The organism is Acidovorax sp. M2(2025) (genome assembly GCF_049330835.1).
Lineage (GTDB): Bacteria > Pseudomonadota > Gammaproteobacteria > Burkholderiales > Burkholderiaceae_C > Acidovorax.
Window position 1 is genome coordinate 61492 of sequence record NZ_CP186262.1, and the last position, 19052, is coordinate 80543.

Annotated in this window: 12 protein-coding genes and 1 pseudogene; 7 read left to right on the forward strand and 6 right to left on the reverse strand. The window is 71.0% G+C overall.

Annotated elements, in window-relative coordinates:
• Nucleotides 1-197: 197 nt before the first annotated feature.
• Complete coding sequence (locus ACOYR3_RS00275; RefSeq protein ID WP_422844542.1) at nt 198-3776, reverse strand: indolepyruvate ferredoxin oxidoreductase family protein; 3579 nt, start codon at nt 3774-3776, stop codon at nt 198-200.
• Nucleotides 3777-3951: 175 nt separating this feature from the next.
• On the opposite strand from ACOYR3_RS00275, the gene ACOYR3_RS00280 reads away from it, so the two are divergent.
• The 4 genes from ACOYR3_RS00280 (at nt 3952) to ACOYR3_RS00295 (ending at nt 11044) form a co-directional block, all read left to right on the forward strand.
• On the forward strand, nt 3952-4437 hold the full coding sequence (locus tag ACOYR3_RS00280) for an Lrp/AsnC family transcriptional regulator (protein ID WP_291484472.1): 486 nt from the start codon (nt 3952-3954) through the stop codon (nt 4435-4437).
• A 285-nt stretch (nt 4438-4722) separates the two neighbouring features.
• A complete protein-coding gene (locus tag ACOYR3_RS00285) occupies nt 4723-7725 on the forward strand; it encodes a DUF2339 domain-containing protein (protein WP_422844543.1) in 3003 nt (1000 codons plus the stop codon).
• Complete coding sequence (locus ACOYR3_RS00290) at nt 7722-9200, forward strand: DUF3999 domain-containing protein (RefSeq protein WP_422844544.1); 1479 nt, start codon at nt 7722-7724, stop codon at nt 9198-9200. The genes ACOYR3_RS00285 and ACOYR3_RS00290 overlap by 4 nt, the downstream gene beginning before the upstream one ends.
• An 80-nt stretch (nt 9201-9280) precedes the next feature.
• Nucleotides 9281-11044: an MFS transporter gene (locus tag ACOYR3_RS00295; protein WP_422844545.1), complete on the forward strand. Its 1764-nt coding sequence runs from the start codon at nt 9281-9283 to the stop codon at nt 11042-11044.
• Nucleotides 11045-11076: 32 nt separating this feature from the next.
• On the opposite strand, the pseudogene ACOYR3_RS00300 reads toward ACOYR3_RS00295, so the two are convergent.
• Nucleotides 11077-12391, reverse strand: a pseudogene (locus ACOYR3_RS00300) (IS4 family transposase).
• A gap of 228 nt (nt 12392-12619) precedes the next feature.
• Here ACOYR3_RS00300 and ACOYR3_RS00305 point away from each other — a divergent pair.
• Complete coding sequence (locus tag ACOYR3_RS00305; RefSeq protein ID WP_422844546.1) at nt 12620-13069, forward strand: hypothetical protein; 450 nt, start codon at nt 12620-12622, stop codon at nt 13067-13069.
• A 134-nt stretch (nt 13070-13203) separates the two neighbouring features.
• On the opposite strand, the gene ACOYR3_RS00310 is transcribed toward ACOYR3_RS00305, so the two are convergent.
• A complete protein-coding gene (locus ACOYR3_RS00310) occupies nt 13204-14427 on the reverse strand; it encodes a murein transglycosylase A (protein ID WP_422844547.1) in 1224 nt (407 codons plus the stop codon).
• Between ACOYR3_RS00310 and ACOYR3_RS00315 the strand changes: the two genes are divergently transcribed.
• Complete coding sequence (locus ACOYR3_RS00315) at nt 14360-14500, forward strand: hypothetical protein (RefSeq protein WP_422844548.1); 141 nt, start codon at nt 14360-14362, stop codon at nt 14498-14500. The two genes, ACOYR3_RS00310 and ACOYR3_RS00315, sit on opposite strands and share 68 nt — an antisense overlap.
• Before the next feature lie 203 nt (nt 14501-14703).
• Nucleotides 14704-15384 carry an OmpA family protein gene (locus ACOYR3_RS00320; protein ID WP_422844549.1) on the forward strand — a complete coding sequence of 227 codons (681 nt, stop codon included), beginning with the start codon at nt 14704-14706 and terminating at the stop codon, nt 15382-15384.
• Nucleotides 15385-15426: 42 nt separating this feature from the next.
• On the opposite strand, the gene ACOYR3_RS00325 is transcribed toward ACOYR3_RS00320, so the two are convergent.
• From ACOYR3_RS00325 to ACOYR3_RS00335, 3 genes are all read right to left on the reverse strand, one after another.
• Nucleotides 15427-16056 carry a response regulator transcription factor gene (locus tag ACOYR3_RS00325; protein WP_422844550.1) on the reverse strand — a complete coding sequence of 210 codons (630 nt, stop codon included), beginning with the start codon at nt 16054-16056 and terminating at the stop codon, nt 15427-15429.
• Between the two features lie 95 nt (nt 16057-16151).
• Complete coding sequence (locus tag ACOYR3_RS00330; protein ID WP_422846644.1) at nt 16152-18203, reverse strand: two-component system sensor histidine kinase NtrB; 2052 nt, start codon at nt 18201-18203, stop codon at nt 16152-16154.
• Nucleotides 18204-18235: 32 nt separating this feature from the next.
• Entirely contained in the window at nt 18236-19051 is an 816-nt protein-coding gene (locus tag ACOYR3_RS00335; RefSeq protein ID WP_422846645.1) for a carbon-nitrogen hydrolase family protein, read from the reverse strand.
• Between the last annotated feature and the right edge of the window lies 1 nt (nt 19052).

Sequence of the window (19052 nt, forward strand, 5' to 3'; positions counted from 1 at the left end):
GGCGTAACAGGGCATTGTATGCGGCGCCCCGCCCGGGTGGACAGGGTGCAAGACCCAGGCCGGCGAGGGTGTTTGGCCGCGCCCCGCCGGCGCACGGGCGCCCGCGGGGCGCGTTATCCCATAAAAAATAGCTGCCAGCGCTTGTACAGCAAGCGCTGGCAGCTATCAAAAACAGAGCATTTCGGTACCTGAGGGCCTCAGGCCGCCTGCTGGCGCGGTGCGGCCGCTGGGCCGTTGCGCCACTGCGCCATCAGCTTGCTCCACTTGGCGCGGGCGGCCTGCAGGTGGCGCTCCTTCACGTGGCCATAGCCGCGGATGTCCTCGGGAATGCGGGCGATCTCCGCGGCCAGGGCCAGGTTGCCGGCGGTGAGGCCGGCCAGCAGCTCCTCGATGCAGGCGCGGTATTCGCCGATCAGCGCGCGCTCGGTGCGGCGCTCGTCGGTGTTGCCAAACAGGTCGAACGCCGTGCCGCGCAGGCCCTTCATCCGGGCGAGCAGGCCGAAGGCCTTGCGCATCCAGGGACCGTAGCTTTGCTTGACCAGCTCGCCCCGCTCGTTCTTCTTGGCCATCAGGGGCGGCGCCAGGTGGTGCACCAGCTTGAAATCGCCCTCGAACTGGGCGGCGATCTTGTCCGTGAAGGCCTTGTCGGTGTGCAGGCGGGCGACCTCGTACTCGTCCTTGTAGGCCATGAGCTTGAACAGGTAGCGCGCCACGGCCTCGCTCAGGCGGGTGGTGCTGCCCAGTTTGGCTTCGGCAGCCTGCACCTTCTGCACGAACGCCTGGTAGTCGGCCGCGTAGGCGGCATTCTGGTAGCCGGTGAGGAACTCCACGCGCTTGGCGACCAGCTCGGCCAGCGCGGGCTTCTTGACGAACTGGATGACCTGCGCGGCCTGGAACAGCGCCTGCACGGCCGGCAGGTCGTGCGCGCAGCGGCGGCCCCATTCAAAGGCGGCCTTGTTGTTGTCCACCTGCACGCCGTTGAGCTCCATGGCGCGCATCAGCGACGCATGGGTCAGCGGGATGCGGCCCTTCTGCCAGGCGTAGCCCAGCAGCAGCGGGTTGGTGTAGATGCTGTCGCCCAGCAGCTGGGTGGCGACCTGCTCGGCATCGAAGCTGCCCACGGCGCCGTCGCCCAGCGCGGAGGCGATGGCCGTGTCGCAGTGCGCGTCGGGGAACTGCCAGTCGGGGTTGTTCACGAACGAGGCCGTGGGCGTGCGGTGCGTGTTCAGGGCCACGAAGGTGCGGCCGGGCTGCAGCACGGCCAGCGTGGCCTTGTTGGCGGCCACGATGGCGTCGCAGCCGATGACCAGGTCGGCCTTGGCGGTATCGACCTTGGTGGTGTAGATGGCGTCCGGCCGGTTGGCGATCTGGATGTGGCTCCAGGTGGCGCCGCCCTTCTGGGCCAGGCCGGCAGCGTCTTGCGTGATGACGCCCTTGCCCTCCAGGTGGGCCGCCATGCCCAGCAGCGAGCCGATGGTGATGACCCCCGTGCCGCCCACGCCCGCCACCACGATGCCCCACGCGGCTTCGGCCACGGGCAGCACGGGTTCGGGAATGTGGGGCAGGGCCGCGAGATCGCCCTTTTTCTCCTTCTTGGGCTTCTTGAGCTGGCCGCCTTCCACCGTGACGAAGCTGGGGCAGAAGCCCTTCACGCAGGAGTAGTCCTTGTTGCAGGTGCTCTGGTTGATGCGGCGCTTGCGGCCGAATTCGGTCTCCACCGGCTCCACGGACAGGCAGTTGGACTGCACCGAGCAGTCGCCGCAGCCCTCGCACACCAGCTCGTTGATGACCACGGTCTTGTCCGGCGTGGCCAGCTTGCCGCGCTTGCGGCGGCGGCGCTTTTCGGTGGCGCAGGTCTGGTCGTAGATGATGGCCGTGCAGCCCTTGATCTCGCGGAACTCGCGCTGGATGCGGTCCAGCTCGTCGCGGTGGTGCACCGTGACGCCTTCGGCCAGCGGCACGCCGTCGTACTTCTGCGGCTCGTCCGTCACGATCACGAGCCTGGCCACGCCTTCGGCCTTCAGGCTGTTCATGATCTGCAGCACCGTGTGGCCCTCGGGCCGCTCGCCCACCGTCTGCCCGCCGGTCATGGCCACGGCGTCGTTGTAGAGCACCTTGTAGGTGATGTTCACGCCCGCCGCGATGCTTTGGCGGATGGCCAGCAGCCCGCTGTGGAAGTACGTGCCGTCGCCCAGGTTGGAGAAGATGTGCTCTTCATGGGTGAACGGCTGCTGGCCCACCCAGGTCACCCCCTCGCCGCCCATCTGCGTGAAGGTGCTGGTGCGGCGGTCGGGCATCCAGTTGACCATGTAGTGGCAGCCGATGCCGGCCACGGCGCGCGAGCCCTCGGGCACGCGGGTGCTGGTGTTGTGCGGGCAGCCGCTGCAGAACCAGGGCGTGCGGTCGCCGGAGGGGTCCACCTTTGTCTCGGCCAGCGCGCGCTCACGCGCGTCGATGACGGCCAGGCGGGCGTCCATGCGCTGCACCACCTGCTCGGGCACGCCCAGCTTCTTCAGGCGCTTGGCAATCGCCTTGGCGATGATGGCGGGCGTCAGGTCGGCCTTGGGGCGCAGCAGCCAGTTCTGGCTGGGGTTGGGCATGCTCCACTCGCCGCCGGAGTTGTCGCCCTCCACCTCGTCGAACTTGCCCAGCACGTTGGGGCGCACGTCGGCGCGCCAGTTGTACAGCTCTTCCTTGATCTGGTACTCGATGACCTGGCGCTTTTCCTCCACCACCAGAATCTCTTGCAGCCCTTGCGCAAAGTCGCGGGTGATGGTGGCCTCCAGCGGCCACACCACGTTGACCTTGTGCACGCGAATGCCCAGCTGGCGGCAGGTGTCGTCGTCCAGTCCCAGGTCCACCAGGGCCTGGCGCATGTCGTTGTAGGCCTTGCCGCTGGCGATGATGCCGAAGCGGTCCTGCCGGCCTTCGATGACGTTGTAGTTCAGCTTGTTGGCGCGGATGTACGCCAGGGCCGCATACCACTTGTAGTCCATGAGGCGCGCCTCCTGCTCCAGCGGCGCGTCGGGCCAGCGGATGTGCAGGCCGCCGGGCGGCATGGCGAAGTCCTCGGGCAGGATGATCTTCACGCGGTCGGGGTCCACGCTGATGCTGCTGGAGGACTCCACCACCTCCTGGATGGTCTTCATGCCCGACCACACGCCCGAAAAACGGCTCATGGCAAAGGCGTGCAGGCCCATGTCCAGAATCTCCTGCACGCTGCTGGGGAAGAACACCGGCGTGCCGCAGGCCTTGAAGATGTGGTCGCTCTGGTGCGCGGCCGTGCTGCTCTTGCTGATGTGGTCGTCCCCCGCGATGGCGATCACGCCGCCGTGCCGGGACGTGCCCGCCATGTTGGCGTGCTTGAACACGTCCGCGCAGCGGTCCACGCCCGGACCCTTGCCGTACCAGATGCCGAAGACGCCGTCGTACTTCTTCTTCTCAGGGTACAGGTCCAGCTGCTGCGTGCCCCACACGGCGGTGGCGCCCAGCTCCTCGTTCACGCCGGGCTGGAAGACGATGTGGTTCTCGGCCAGGTGCTTCTTGGCCGCCCACAGCGCCTGGTCGTAGGTGCCCAGCGGGCTGCCGCGGTAGCCGCTGATGAAGCCGGCGGTGTTCAGGCCCGCGGCCGCATCGCGCTGGCGCTGCAGCATGGGCAGGCGCACCAGGGCCTGCACGCCGCTCATGAAGGCGCGCCCGTGGTCGAGCGCGTATTTGTCGTCCAGCGTGACGGTTTCCAGCGCTTTGCGGATGGCTTCGGGCAGAGGGGCGTTCATGGCGGAGTTTCCTGTGGGGTGACGGCCTGCCGCCGCCGCCTTGTGGGCAGGGGCAGCGCAAGGGCATGCTTGGGGTTTGGCGCACAGTTTATGCACTCTCGGGGGATATGTCCTTTCGTTTTCATGCGAGGTTTACCCTTGTTTTTGAAAGAAGCTTTCTTAAAATCCCGCTTCAATGAACAATTTGGATAAATTCGACATCGCCATCCTGGGCGAGCTGCAGGCCGATGCCCGGCTCACCAACGCCGAACTGGCCCAGCGCGTGGGGCTGTCCGCGGCACCCTGCTGGCGCCGGGTTCGCGCCCTGGAGGAGCAGGGCTTCATCAAGGGCTACCGCGCCGAGATCGACCGCCACAAGATCGGGCTGGGCGTGCTGGCCTTCGTGCGGCTGGACGCCGACCGCAGCACCGGCAACCTCACCCGCGCCATGGAAGAGGCCATCCGCCAGATCCCGGAGGTGGTGGCCTGCCACTACATCAGCGGCACCGGCACCTTCGAGCTGCAGGTGGTGGCGCGCGACCTGGACAGCTTCTCGCAGTTCGCGCGCGACGTGCTGCTGAACCTGCCCAACGTGAAGGACATGCACACCAGTTTTTCGCTGGGCGAGGTCAAGGCCGGCGGCGCGCTGCCGCTGGCGCATCTGGCGCGCATCAAAGGTTGATAGCTATATTATTGATAGCTGCTTGCGCTTGCTGGACGGGCGCCAGGGCCCGTTTTGGCATGGAATCCTGACAGCCTCCCGGCCCAGTTGACGTAACAAGGCGTTAGGGCACGAAGCCGGCGCAGGGCGTGCGGTATAAGAATCTGTTCAAGGTCTTTGAAGCCCCCGCCGTGCGCCACGGCGGGCGGTGCAAGCGGTGGCCGGCGGGGCTGCCAACACGACAGCTCCTTTCGAGCACAGGCCCGGGGCCGGCCGAAGAGGAGCCCCAACGAGGGAGAGGGCGGCATGGTCATGATCATCTGGGGCATTTTCTGGGGCGCGGTGCTGGGGGCCTGGTTCGACAGCTACGGCGACCTGGGGCCCTACATCGGCGGCATCCTGGGCTTTTTCGCCGGGCTGTCGCTGCGCTGGGCGGTCCGCTCCGCCATCCGCTCCGAGCTGCAGGCGCAGGCCGCCAAAGCCGTGGCCCCAACCACGCGGGCGCAGGCGCCCCAGGCGGCGCCCGTGGCCGAAGACCGGCCCGTGGCCGCACCGGCCGCGGCGCAGGCGCCCGTGCCGTCCTCGCCGGACGCGGACGACGCGTTCTGGGCCGGCGAACTGACGCCGCAAGGCCTGCCGCGCATCCCGGCATCGGCCCCGGTGGCCGCCCCCATGGCCGCGCGCGCGCAGGCGCCCGCCGAGCCCATCGAGACCGCCGCGCCCCCACCACCCGCCGAGCCCCGCAAGGCCCCCAAGCCCGCGCAGCCCAACGCCCTGGAGCAGGCCGTGCTCGCCGCCAGGAACTGGCTCCTGGGCGGCAACACCATCGTGCGCGTGGGGCTGGTGATCTTGTTCATCGGCCTGTCCTTCCTCGCCCGCTACGCCGCATCGGCCGGACTGCTGCCGGTCGAGTTCCGCCTGGCCGCCGTCGCCGCGGCGGGCATTGCGCTGTTGGTAGTGGGGTTCCGCAAGCGCATGGACAAGCCCGGCTTTGCGCTGGCCCTGCAAGGCGGCGGCGTGGCGGTGATGTACCTCACCGTGTTCGCGGCGTTCCGGCTGTACGGGCTGCTGCCGCCCCTGCTGGCCTTCGGGCTGATGATCGCGGTCTGCGCGGCCAGCTGCGCGCTGGCGCTGCTGCAGGACTCGCGCGCGCTGGCGGTGGCGGCGTTTGCGGGCGGGTTTGCCGCGCCCATCCTGCTGTCCACGGGCCAGGGCAGCCACGTGGGCCTGTTCAGCTACTACACGCTGCTCAACCTGGCGATCCTGTTCATCGCCTACCAGCGTTCGTGGCGGGTGCTGAACGTGGTGGGTTTCGTGGCCACCTTTGGCGTGGCCACGGCCTGGGGGGCGCTCAAGTACGTGCCCGACCAGTACGCCAGCACGCAGCCCTTCCTCGCGGGCTTTGTGCTCATCTACCTGCTCACCGCCATCCTGTATGCGCGCAACACGCCGACCAAGCTGGGCCACACGGTGGACACCATGCTCGTCTTCGGCACGCCGCTGGTGGGTTTTGGCCTGCAGGCCGGACTGGTGCGGCCCTTCGAGCTGGGCGCGGCCTTCTCGGCGCTGGCCTTTGCCGCGCTCTACCTGCTGACCGCCACCGTGCTGGCGCGCCGCGCGCTCAGCAGCTGGCGCCTGCTCGTGGAATGCTGCATCGCCATCGGCGTGGGCTTTGCCACGCTGGCCGTGCCGCTCGCGCTGGATGCGCAGTGGACCTCTGCGGTCTGGGCGCTCGAAGGCGCCGGCGCGTTCTGGGTCGGCATGCGCCAGGCGCGCTGGATGCCCCGCGCCTTTGGCCTGCTGCTGCAGGGCGTGGCCATGCTGGTGTTCCTGAGCGGCCTGGACGGTGGCGGCCTGTATGTCTCGGCCCTGCCGCTGGCCAACCCGGCCTTCATCGGCGCGATGCTGATCGCGCTGCCCGCGGTGCTGCTGGCCTGGTGGCTGCGCCAGCCGCTGCCGCACAGCGGCTCGTCCTGGGCCCGGGTCTACGCGGGCGTGGAGGTGCAGCTGTCCAACCCGGCCTATCTCTACGGCTTTGTGTTCTGGTGCCTGGCCTGGTGGCTGGAGGTCACGCGCAGCGTGCCCGCCGTCGAGGTGATGCTGGGGCCCGTTCCGGTGTTCTCGAGCCGCGTCGCCAAACTGCTGGGCATGCTGGCCGTGGTGCTCAGCGCCGCCGTGTCGATGGTGCTGGGCCTGCGCACGCGCTGGGCGGTGGCCACCTGGCCCGCGCGCGGCACCCTCGCCGTGCTGGCGCTGGGATTTGCCGCGCAGCTGGTGGACGGCCACCGCGTGCTGGCCACCCCCGCCTGGGCCGTGTGGCCCGCCGTGCTCGCGCTGCACGGGTGGATGCTGCGGCAGACCGACCGCTGGCAGGCGGCGGCCGGCACCGCGGGCCCAGCCTCCGGTAGCGCGGGTAGCGCCGGCAGCGCCGCCCGCTTCGGCGGGCTCCACGCCGGCACGGCCTGGCTGGTGACCTTGCTGCTGGCCGACTGCCTGTGGTCCGGCATCGCCAAGGCCGAGCTGTGGCGCACCTCATGGGCCGGCGTGGTCCTGCTGGTCAGCGCCATTGCGGTGCTGATGCTGCTGGCGCTGTGGGCGGGCCGGGGCAACCAGCCCGCCGCGCGCGCAGCGCTGCGCTGGCCGCTCAACCCCCATGCCGAGGCCTACTACGGGCTGGCCGCCCTGCCGCTGGCGGTGCTGGTGTTCTGCGGCGCACTGCTGGCCGCCGTGCATTCGTCAGGCCACACCGCGCCGCTGCCCTACATCCCGCTGCTCAATCCCACCGACCTCACGCTGGCGCTGGCGCTGGGCAGCCTGGTGTTCTGGCGGCGCGTGCTGCTGTCTGCGGCGCCGGCCCCGGCGGGCACGGGCTGGGTCGCCGGGCGCCACGCACTGGCGGCCCTGGCCGTGCTGGCGTTCGTCGTGATCAACACCGTGTGGCTGCGCGTGGCGCACCACTTCTTTGGCGTGCCCTGGGATGCGGACGCGCTGTTCAACAGCTTTGTGGTGCAGACCGGCTACGCCATCCTGTGGACGCTGCTGGCGCTCTCCATGATGGTGCTGGCGCACCGCCGCGCGCAGCGGCCGCTGTGGCTGGTGGGCGCGGGCCTGCTGGGCGTGGTGGTGGTCAAGCTGCTGCTGATCGACCTGTCCAATGCCGGGGGCGCCGAACGCATCATCGCCTTCATTGCGGTGGGCGTGCTGATGCTGGTGGTGGGCTACTTCGCGCCGCTGCCGCCCAGGGCGGCGCCCCGCCCGGCCCCGGCCGCGCCGCCGGGGGTGCCCACAAAGCAGGAGATGCCGTCATGAACCCGCTCCCGCGCAACCTGTCCGTGGGGCTGGCGGCCGCCGCCCTGTTCCTGGCCGCCGGTGCCTCGCAGGCGGCGGCCGATGCCGGCAGCCCTGCCGCTTTTGCCATCCGCCTGCCCGTGGCACTGGCGGCCGACGCGCCGCTGCAGCGCGTGGCCCTGCCCGCCGAGGTGCTGGTGCGCCTGCAAAGCCCTGGCTACGCGGACCTGCGCCTCTTCAATGGCGCGGGCCAGCCCGTGCCCATGGCCCTGGCGGGGGTGGCGGCGGCCCGCGCGCCAGAGACCTCGGTGGTGCTGCGGGCGTATCCCATCCTGGGCCCGGCCGGCACGGCAGGGTCGGCGCCCCTCGAAGGCCTGTCGCTGCGCATCGAGGAGCGCCAGGGCCAGCGGGTGGTGCGCGTCAACACCCCCGGCACGGCCAACGCCCAGGCCAACCAGGTCGTGCGGGGCGCGCTGCTGGATGCGCGCAGCCTGCGGCAGCCCGCGGCCCGCATGGCCCTGGACGCCGACCTGCCCGCCGGCCAGCCGGTGACCTTCGAGGTGCAGGCCAGCAAGGACCTGAAGACCTGGCGCCCGCTGGCCGAGACGGTGCTCTACCGCGCCGATGCGGCCACCGCCGCCCCGGCGGCAGCGGGCCGCCTGGGCACCGAGCAGATCGACCTGCACCATGCGGAACTCCAGGGCCACTACCTGCGCGTGACCTGGGGCGACGCCGCCGTGAACCTGCGCGGCGCCACGCTGGTCACCTCGCAGGGCGCGGTGGCGCGCGAACGCGTCAGCGCCCGCCTGGCCGTGCCCCCGCTGGCCCACCCGCGGGAGCTGGTGCTGGCCCTGCCGTTTGCCACGCCGGTGGCCGCGCTCACCGTCACCCCGGCGGGCAGCAATGTGCTGATCCCCGTGCGCGTGCTGGGCCGCGAGCACCGCGAACAGCCCTGGTCGCCGCTGGCCAGTGCCGTGGTCTACAAGATGGCCATCGGGGGCCAGGAGCAGCGCAGCGGCCCCATCGAGCTGGGCGGCGCCTCGGTGCGCGAGATCAAGATCGAGGCCGACGCGAAAACGCCCGGTTTTGCCGCCGCGCCCGAAGTGGCGCTGCAGTTCGAGCCCGTGCAGCTGGTCTTCCTGGCCAGCGGGCCGGGGCCTTTCACCCTGGCGGCGGGGCTGCCGAGCCCGCCGGCCGCGGCCAGCGCCTATCTGCCCCTGGCGAGCCTGATTCCGGGCTACCAGCCCCCGCAGGAAAACAGCCTGCCCCTGGCGCAGGCGGATGTGGCGCGGGCCGACCTCCCCGGCGGCCTGCCGGCGGGCGGCGCGCTGGTGCCTGCTGCCGCCGCCAGCGACGGCATCTCCACCCGCAGCGCCGTGCTGTGGGGCGTGCTGCTGGCCGGCGTGGGCGCGCTGGCGCTCATGGCCTGGCTGCTGCTGCGGCAGACGCGGCGGGCGGACGCCCCGGTGCCTGCGGCGCCGGCCGATGCGTCCTGAAAACCTGTAGGCGCACCCCGCGCTGAGGTATTTGGCGCGGCGCGCCCACGGCCGCGGCAACCATCGCACAATGGGCCGGCATGCCGCCCCTTGCCGTCCCTCAAAAACCCGCGCAGCCCAGCGCCCCCGCTGCCCCAGACCCGCAGGCCCTGGCCCCGGGCGCCCCGCCGCAGGACGGCGCGGCCGCCGAGCGCGCTGCGCGCACGGCCGACCTGGCCCACCGCACGGAAGAATCCGTTGCCGCGGAGCTGGAACACGGTGCGGCGGCGCTGAACCAGGCCGCCTCGCTCTCGCCGCTGGCCCCCCTGTCGGTGCCCGTGTTCCGCATGCTCTGGCTCACCTGGGTGGCGGCCAACACCTGCATGTGGATGAACGACGTGGCGGCCGCCTGGCTCATGACCACGCTCACCACCTCGCCCATCCTCGTGGCGCTGGTGCAGTCGGCGTCCACGCTGCCCGTGTTCTTGCTGGGCCTGCCCAGCGGGGCCCTGGCCGACATCCTGGACCGGCGGCGCTACTTCATCGCCACGCAGTTCTGGGTGGCCGCCGTGGCGGTGGTGCTGGCCGTTGCCATTGCCGCGGGCGGCATGACCGCGCCGCTGCTGCTGGCGCTGACCTTTGCCAACGGCATCGGCCTGGCCATGCGCTGGCCGGTGTTCGCGGCCATCGTGCCCGAGCTGGTCAGCCGCCCGCAGCTGCCCGCGGCGCTGGCGCTCAACGGCGTGGCCATGAACGCCTCGCGCATCATGGGGCCGCTGCTGGCCGGGGCCATCATTGCCAGCGCGGGAAGCGCCTGGGTGTTCGTGCTCAACGCGGCGCTGTCGCTGCTGGCGGCGTTCACCATCATGCGCTGGAAGCGGGTGCACACGCCCAGCCCGCTGGGCCGCGAGCGCCTGGCCAGCGCCATGCGCGTGGGGGTGCAGTTCGTGCGCCAGTCGCCGCGCATGCGCGCCGTGCTGTGGCGCATCTCCATCTTCTTTCTGCACGCCACCGCGCTGCTGGCATTGCTGCCGCTGCTGGCCAAGGGGCTGGAGGGCGGCGGCGCGGGCACCTTCACGCTGCTGCTGGCCAGCATGGGCGCGGGCGCCATCACGGCCGCCATGTTCTTGCCCCGCCTGCGCCAGGCCATGGCGCGCGACGTGCTGGTGATCCGCGGCACGGCGCTGCAGGCCGCAGCCACGGGCGTGATGGCGGTGGCGCCCAACGTGTACGTGGCCGTGCCCGCCATGTTCGTGGGCGGCATGGCGTGGATCACCACGGCCAATTCGCTGTCGGTGTCGGCCCAGCTGGCCCTGCCCAACTGGGTGCGGGCGCGCGGCATGTCCATCTACCAGATGGCCATCATGGGCTCCACCGCCCTGGGGGCGGCCGTGTGGGGCCAGGTGGCCACCTGGAGCAACGTGCACGTGAGCCTGGGCATTGCCGCCGTCACCGGCGTGCTGGCCATGCTGCTGGTGCAGCGGCTGGTGGCCGACCGCAGCATGGAGGAAGACCTGAGCCCCTCGCGCGCCTTCAAGGCCCCCGTGGCCGACGCGCCGCCGGGCACGGGGCCGCTGGTGGTCACCATCGAGTACTTCATCGACCCCGCCCGCGCCACCGAATTCCGCGCGGTGATGCAGGAAAGCCGCCGCAGCCGCCTGCGCCAGGGTGCGCTGGACTGGCAGCTGCTGCACGACATCAGCCGCCCCGCGCGGTACGTGGAGCGCATCGAGGACGAGTCCTGGACCGAGCACCTGCGCCGCTTCGACCGCGTGACGGCTTCGGACGTGGCGCTGCGCGAGCGCAAGCTGGCCTTCCACGTGGGCGACGCGCCGCCGGTGGTCACGCGCTGGGCGGTGGAGTAGCGGCCAAGCGCCAGCCCTGAGAGCCATCCGTTTCAAGGTCTTTTCCCGGCAGCCTTCTTAAGCAAGCGAGCGGTAGAGAAGTGGGCGCGAGCGATGGCGCCGCCGACGTAGCCTTTGGCTTGAGCGACCTTGGGCTTGCGTTTGGAGGTGGCCAGTTGTTTGGGGCTCATGAGGCTGGCCAGGCGCAGCAGGCGTTCGAGCAGTCGCCCGACATCGCCGCCGGGGCGAGGCAGTTGCTCGGGTGGCAGCATTCGCAGCATCGTCCCGTAATCGGCCGCGATGTCCACCGCCAGATGGTAGGTGGATACGTCCAGTTCCGGATGGCTTTGGCGATGCGCATGTTCGATGAGTTGTTTGAGCACCGCCAGCACGTTGTACGCCAGCACCGCCACCGCAAATCCCAGCAGCGCCGCACGCGGGTGGCCCAGCGTCTTGATTTCGCTGTTCAGCACGGATTCCAGGCGGCCGAACAGACCTTCAATGCGCCAGCGCTTGCGGTACAGCTGCGCGATGGTGGCTGCGTCGACCTCGGGCGGCAGGTTGCTCCACAGCACGAGGGCCTGGTCGCCGGACTCGGTGGGCGTGTGCAGCGTGAGTTCGATGCGTCGCCACTGCCGCAGGGCTCCTTCGTGGGGTTCGGCCAGCTCGATAGCCTGCTCGCGCACCCCGCCCGTCTCGATGGCGGTGGCCTCGCTCCACGGCCCGCAGCCGCGGATGGCGCGCGTGCTCGCGCACGATGCAACCCGCACCGCGCTCGGCCAGCCCTTGCACGATGGCCCGGGTGCAGAAGTGCCGGTCGCCGATCCACACCTGCTGAGCCTGCGCCTGCTCAATCAGCGCCGCCGCGCCCGTGCGCTCGCTCTCGTGGGCGTCCTCGCAGGCCACGATGTCGCACACCAGCGCGCTGTCCGGGTCGTACACCACCAGCGTGTGGCCTGGCAGCGCCGCGCCCCGTAGTCCGCGCAAGGGGCCCAGCCGCTTCTCGCTGGCCGGCAGATGATTGCCGTCGAACACCCGCAACTGCCAGCCCGGCAGGCTTTGCCGCTCGGGCATGCCGCTCACCAACGGCGCCAGACGCCGGGCGCTGCCTTGCACCAGCGCCCGCAGCACGGCAGGCTCGGTGCGCTGGACCTCGGCATACAGTGCGGCCAGCGACACCGGCAGCTGCCGGGCCATCTTGCGCGCGGCCGCATGCAGCGAAGGCCGCAGTCCCAAGGTGACCAGCAGCATCAGCTCCACCACGCTGGAGAACAGCAGCTCCCGGGGGTACTGCCGTTGCCGGTGTGCCTGGAACACTTCGTCTATCCAGCTCGCTGGCAAGGCCTGTTCCAGTGCCAGGTGCGCCATCACCGCGCCCGGTGCCTGCTCCTCAAACCGCTCAATGATTTCCCGCCAGATTCTTTGCTCCCAGGTCCCACGATCCCCGTGAAATCAGAAGCTTAGATGATCAAACTCCAAAGACCTTGAAAGGGATGGCCCTGAGAGCCTGTCCGAAGCGCCTGCTCTAACATGGCGGCTCTTGACCCTTGCGTCCGCCACCGGCGACCCGCCGCACCGCCAGCCACCACCACCACCATGCCCCGCCTTTCCCGCAGCCTTCCCGCCATCGCGGCCCTCGCCGGCGCGTCCGTCCTTCACGCCGCGACTCCCGACCCGGCACTGCTGGGCTGCTGGCGCGCCGCCAAGATCGTGCTGCACTCCCCCGACGGCACGACCGCGGAGGACACCTCCGGGCGCTGCACGCTGCAGTTCAAGGAAGACCTGTTCGAGTCGGTCTGCAAGACGTCGTCCAACGGCGTGGCCACCACGACCTACCGGTACCGCGTGGTGCGCCCGCAGGTGTACGCCGCGACCATGGCGGGCAGCACGTTCAAGACGGAAATGGTCGGCACGACGCGCGAGTACGAATACCGGGTGCAGCGCGGCCGCCTGCGCACAGTGACCGTGCCGCCGCCCATGGTGTCGGCGGCGGCGGCCACCACCAGCCGCGTGGAGACCGACGCAGACAAGGTCGCGTGCCCCTGAACCACCGCCAGGTGGTTTGGATGCTATTAATTTAATAGCTGTTCGCGCTTTACCAGAAAGCGCCAGAGGCCATTTTCATCAAGATATGGCACGCAGGGCCGCGGACAGCGCGGACAGCCCTCCGGCCCCGGGCCTCACTTGGGCCACAGCGCCCACAGCCGCAGGTTCTGCTTGAGCCGGCCCGCCGTGTCGCCCGCCTCCGGGCCCCAGCCGGTGAAGAAGTCCGCCCGCACGGCGCCCAGGATGGCGCTGCCCGTGTCCTGCGCCATCACCAGGCGGTTGAGCTGCACCAGCGGCCCGCTGGAGGCCAGCCAGACCGGCGTGCCGTAGGGAATGCTCTGGCGGTCCACGGCGATGGAGCGTCCGGGCGTGAGCGGCACGCCCTGGGCGCCGCGGGGGCCGAACTCTGCGTCGAGGGGCGTGAGGGCCTCTTCCCTGAAGAACACGTAGCGCGGGTTGGTCCACATCAGCTCGTTGGTGCGCTGCGGGTTGGCCGCCAGCCAGGCGCGGATGCCGGGCCAGGTGGCGTCGCGGGTGTAGCCCTGGTCCAGCAGCCAGCGGCCCACGCTCTGGTAGGGGTGGTCGTTGGTGCCCGCGTAGGCCACGCGCACCAGCGTGGTCGTGCCGTCGGGCTCGGCAATGCGCAGCCGCCCCGAACCCTGGATGTGCAGCACCATGGCTTCCACCGGGTCGCGCAGCCAGGCAATCGCACGGCCCGCCAGGGCGGCCTGGGCTTCGGGCAACGTTTCGATCTGCTGGCGCGTGTACCAGGGCTTGCGGGCGCCCAGGGTGGCGGGCGGGCGGTACACCGGCACGGTGTAGCCGTTGCCAGGCTGGCGGGCAGCGTCCAGCAGGGGCTCGTAGTAGGCGGTGAGCAGGCCCTCCGGGTTGCCGTCGCCGGACTCGATGCGGTAGGGCTGCAGCCGCGCCACCAGCCAGGCGCGTTGCTCCTCGGGGGTGGCAATGCTCAGCTGCCGCACCTCGCCGCACAGCGCGGCAAAGGGCGCGACGGGGCGCTCGCAGCTCTTGATCCAGGCGTTCCAGGCCTCGTGCAGCGCGTCGTCGGCAAAGCCGGGCAGCTCGGCCCAGCGCACGGGCACCCAGCGGCTTTTGGCCTGCGCCATGGGCGCCGGCAGCGGGCCGGTGTCGCCGGGCACGGGGGTGCTCGCGGGCGGGGGCCGCACCCCGATGGCCCCTGGGCGTGAGGGGGCGGGAGCCGGCGGGGTGGAGCACGCCGCCAGCGTTCCTACAATCAGCGCCGTCCAAACCGCGCGCAGGAGTGTCAATTTCATGGGGCTGATTTTGCTTGAAGCACTGCTGGCGCTGGTGCTGCTGGTGGCCATTGTCTGGTGGACCATGTTCTCGGGGCGCAAGGGCGGCGAGCCGCCCGCCCAGGACGGCGAAGACCGCCCCCCGCCGCCCGGCCCCTGAGCGAGCGGGGGCATTGAGCGGGTAGACGCAGGCCCCGCGGGTCCGCCCCTTGGGGCCGAACACGGCCGTGCGGCGCCGTCCTACACTGCTTGGGCGGCGGCACTGATGGCGCGCCGGCGCCGGCGTGTTCACCATGGCGGGCAGGCGGGCTACCGCGCTCTGCTTTTTTGCCGGCGGTCCCCGCGTTTCCAAGGAGCACACCCATGCACAACGATCCCCTGCGCAACCTCCCCCATCCGCCCAAACACCTTCTCTTCGGCGCCGTGGCCGTCCTGGCGCTGGCCACCGGATGCGCCAACATGGACGACACCCAGCGGCGCACCGCCACCGGGGCCGGCGTGGGCGCGCTGGCGGGCGCGGTGATCGGCTCGGCCACGGGCGGCAGCGCGGGCACGGGCGCCGTGGTGGGCGCGGGCGTGGGCGCCCTGGGCACCTACATCTGGTCGCAGAACATGGAGCGCCAGAAGCGCGACATGGAGCGCGCAACCCAGGGCACGGGCGTGGCCGTGACGCAGACGGCGGACAACCAGCTCATGCTCAACATCCCCAGCGACATTTCGTTCGCCGTCGGCCGCTCGGACATCCAGCCCAACTTTGCGCCCGTGCTGGACCAATTTGCCGCCAGCCTGCGCCAGAACCCCTACGCCGAGGTGCGCATCGTGGGCCACACCGACAGCACAGGCAGCGACGCCATCAACAACCCGCTGTCGGTGGACCGCGCCGCCAGCACCCGCAGCTACCTGGCCGCGCGCGGCGTGGACAGCCGCCGCATCGCCATCGACGGCGTGGGCTCGCGCTACCCGATCGCCAGCAACGACACCCCGGACGGCCGCGCCCGCAACCGCCGCGTCGAGATCTTTGTGGGCGAACGCCCGCGGGGCTGACCCCGGGGCCGAACATCGGCCCTGGCAGCCTGAACCCGGCGCTCAGCTGCCCGCGCGCAGCAGGTTGGCCAGCTCCACGGCGGACTTGACCTGCATCTTGTCGAACACGCGCGAGCGGTGCACTTCCACCGTGCGCACGCTGATGTCCAGCTGATCGGCGATCAGCTTGTTGGGCAGGCCGGCCACCACCAGGTCCATCACGTCGCGCTCGCGCTCCGTGAGTTCGCCCAGGCGCACCTGGACATCGCTGCGTTCGCGCAGCTGGGCCAGGCGCTCGGCGGATTGCGCCAGGGCCTGCTCCACCCGGTCCACCAGCGCGTTGTCGGAAAAGGGCTTTTCGCAGAAGTCGAAGGCACCGCGCTTGACCGTGTCCACGGCCGTGGGCACGTCGGCGTGGCCGGTGAGAAAGATCACGGGCATGGTGGCCAGGTCGCCGCGCACGGCCAGCAGGTCGAACAGCGCCAGCCCGCTCATGCCCGGCATGCGCACGTCCAGCAGCAGGCAGCACGGCTGGCGTTGCGGCGGGCGGGCCTGCAGCATGGCGTCGAAGGCCTCGGCGCTTTCAAACGACTCACTGGGCAACCGGCGCGAGCGCAGCAGCCAGGCCAGCGCCTCGCGCACGCTGGCGTCGTCGTCCACGATGTACACGGTGGCGTTGGTGATGGGCTCCATGGCAGGTGCTGTCGGTGCGTTGGGGGTCGATGGGATCGATGGTGTGGCGCGGCCGGCGCGCGGGGTCCGGAAGCAGCGGGGGCGGCTTGCGCCGCCTACGGCCTCTCCTCCCCTGCGCCGGGCAGCGTGAAGGTGAATACCGTACCACGCGGCTCGTGGGGGGCAAAGCCGAGGTAGCCGCCGTGCTGCTCGATGACCGTGCGGCACATGCTCAGCCCCAGGCCCATGCCCTCGCGGCGGGTGGTGAAGAACGGTGTGAACAGCCGCTCGGCCACCTCGGGCGGAATGCCGGTGCCCACGTCCGTCACCGAGAACTCCACCCATGCCGAGTGCTGGTTGGACGCGGCGTGCCGCACCCGCAGGGTCAGCACCCGCGCCGGCAGGGCCGGGTCGTCCATGGCCTGCATGGCGTTGCGCGCCAGGTTCAGCAGCACCTGCTCGACCATCGTGCGGTCGCACCACACGGGCGGAAGCCCGGGCTCCACCTGGGTGTGCACCCGCACGCCCAGCTTGCGCGCCTGCAGGATCACCAGCGGCAGGATGGCATCGAGCAGCTGCTGGGCGGGCACGGACTCGCGGGCCTGGTCGCGGCGGCGCACGAAGTCGTGCACGCTCTTGATCACCTTGCCGGCGCGCTCGGCCTGGCGGGCAATGTGCTGCAGGGCCATGCGCAGGTCCCGCAGCTGCTCGGCCTGGGCGGGGCTGGCGGGGCCGGCGGGCTCCGCCGGCGGGGCCTCCAGCAGGTTGATGGAGCCTGTGGCATAGCTGGAGATGGCGGCCAGCGGCTGGTTGAGCTCGTGGCTCAGCAGCGAGGCCATCTCCCCCACCGTGGCCAGGCGGGCGGTGGCCTGCAGGCGCTCCTGCGAGGCCCGCGAAAGCTCTTCCACGCGCCGCTGTTCGCTGATGTCGAGGAACGCGCTCATCCAGCCCGTGTGCTGGCCCTGGGCGTTGATGAGCGGCGCTTCGATGATGAGCACGGGAAAGCGCGTGCCGTCCTTGCGCATGAACTCCGACTCGAAGCCCTCGCGCGGCGGGATGGTGCCCGCGAACCGGATCGCCTGCCGCTGCCGGTATTCCTCCACCCGCTCGGGGGGCCAGTAGGGCGCGTTGGCACTCTGGCCCAGCAGTTCCTGGGCGCTGAACCCCACCATGGCGCAGAACGCCGGGTTGACGTAGGTGATGCGCCCCTGCAGGTCGCGCGCGCGCAGGCCGGTGACCAGCGAATCCTCCATCGCCTTGCGGAAGGCCAGCGCGTCGGCCAGGTCGCGCTCGGCGCGCAGGCGCCGGCGGTTGTCGCGCACCAGCACCACCATCACCGTGACCAGGGCAATCGACATGGCCGTCACCAGCGCCGTGAGCACGTTGGGGAAGAGGCTGGGCGCGGTGTGCCAGCTGTCCATGCGCAGCACCAGCGTGGTCCCGGGAAGGTCCAGCAAATGCTGCGCCGTGAACATGCGCGAGCCCCGCCGGGCCGCGCCCAGCGCCGCGAGGCGGGTGCCGTCCGGCTCGGTGAAGGAGGCTTCCTGGCGGCGCGTGAGGTTGTGGGCCACCAGGTTGATCAGCACGTCGTGCAAGGAGTACGTGGCCACCAGGAACCCGGTGGTGCGCCCCCCCGCGGTGAGCGGCAGGCACAGCTCCATCATTTCAGAGCCCAGGCCGTCGCCGTGCGGCTGGAAATAGCTGCTGGAATAGGCCGGGCTGCTCAGGCGGCGCGCCGTGGCGCAGGCGATGGCCGCGTCCGACTGGGAGCCTTCGCGCAGCCGCACCTCCCAGGCCACCGGGCGGTAGGGCGACTGGGCATGGGTGCGCACCCGCAGGTCGGCGTCCCGCCACTCGATGCGCACCAGCTCGCGGCGGTTGCGCAGCAGTTCGGCGGCGTCCACCTCCCAGGCGAGCTGGCCGGGGTCGCCGGCGTGCAGGGCCTGCAGGCTTTGCAGGTTGCGGGTCAACGCCGCCCGGATGTCGGACGCCGCGTCGGCGGTGTCCCGCTCCAGGCGGGACTGCACCTGGCTCGCCTCGTAGCGTCCGGCCAGCCAGACCAGGGTGCTCAGCATGGCAACCACCAGCACCACCAGCGCGGTCCACAGCGACCAGCGCCGCCATGCGCCGCGCCAGCGCCGGGCCAGGGCGCTCAGGTGGGGCTTCATGTGGCGCACGGCGCTTCTTTCCTGCTTTTTGCTCACAGCACGCGGTGCGACAGCGCCGGCAGCTGCAGGCGCACATCCCGCAGGCGTTCGGGGTCCAGCACCCCCTGCACCACGCCGGCGCCCTGCGGGCGCTGCGCCAGCACGCTGCCCCAGGGGTCCACCAGCATGCTGTGGCCCCAGGTGCGGCGCCCGTTCTCGTGGGTGCCGCCCTGCGCGGGCGCCAGCACGTAGGCCAGGTTCTCCACGGCCCGGGCGCGCAGCAGCACTTCCCAATGCGCCTGGCCGGTGGTGTGGGTGAAGGCGCTGGGCACCAGCAGCAGCTCCGCACCCGCGGCGGCGTGCGCACGGTACAGCTCGGGAAAGCGCAGGTCGTAGCACACCGACAGCCCCACGCGCCAGCGGTGTCCGCCGCGCGAAGGCAGGTCGAATTGCACGGGCGTGGCGCCCGCCTCGATCACCCGGCCTTCATGAAACCGCTCGCGGCCGTTGTCAAAGTAGAAGAGGTGGATCTTGTCGTAGCGCGCCACGCATTCGCCGCGCGGATCGAACACCAGCGTGGTGTTGCGCACGCGCTCGGGGGTGCTGGCCTGCAGGGGCAGGGTGCCGCCGACGATCCACAACTGCAGTTCGCGGGCGGCGCGCGCCAGGAACTGCTGGATGCGCCCCTCGCCCGGGGTCTCGCGCAGGGCGAGCTTGTCGGTGTCCTGGTGGCCCATCACGCAGAAGTATTCCGGCAACACGGCCAGCTCGGCCCCGCCGCGGGCGGCTTCTTCCAGCAGGGCGCGCGCATCGCGCAGGTTGTCCTCCAGCCGGGTGCACGACACCATCTGGATCGCGGCGACATTCATC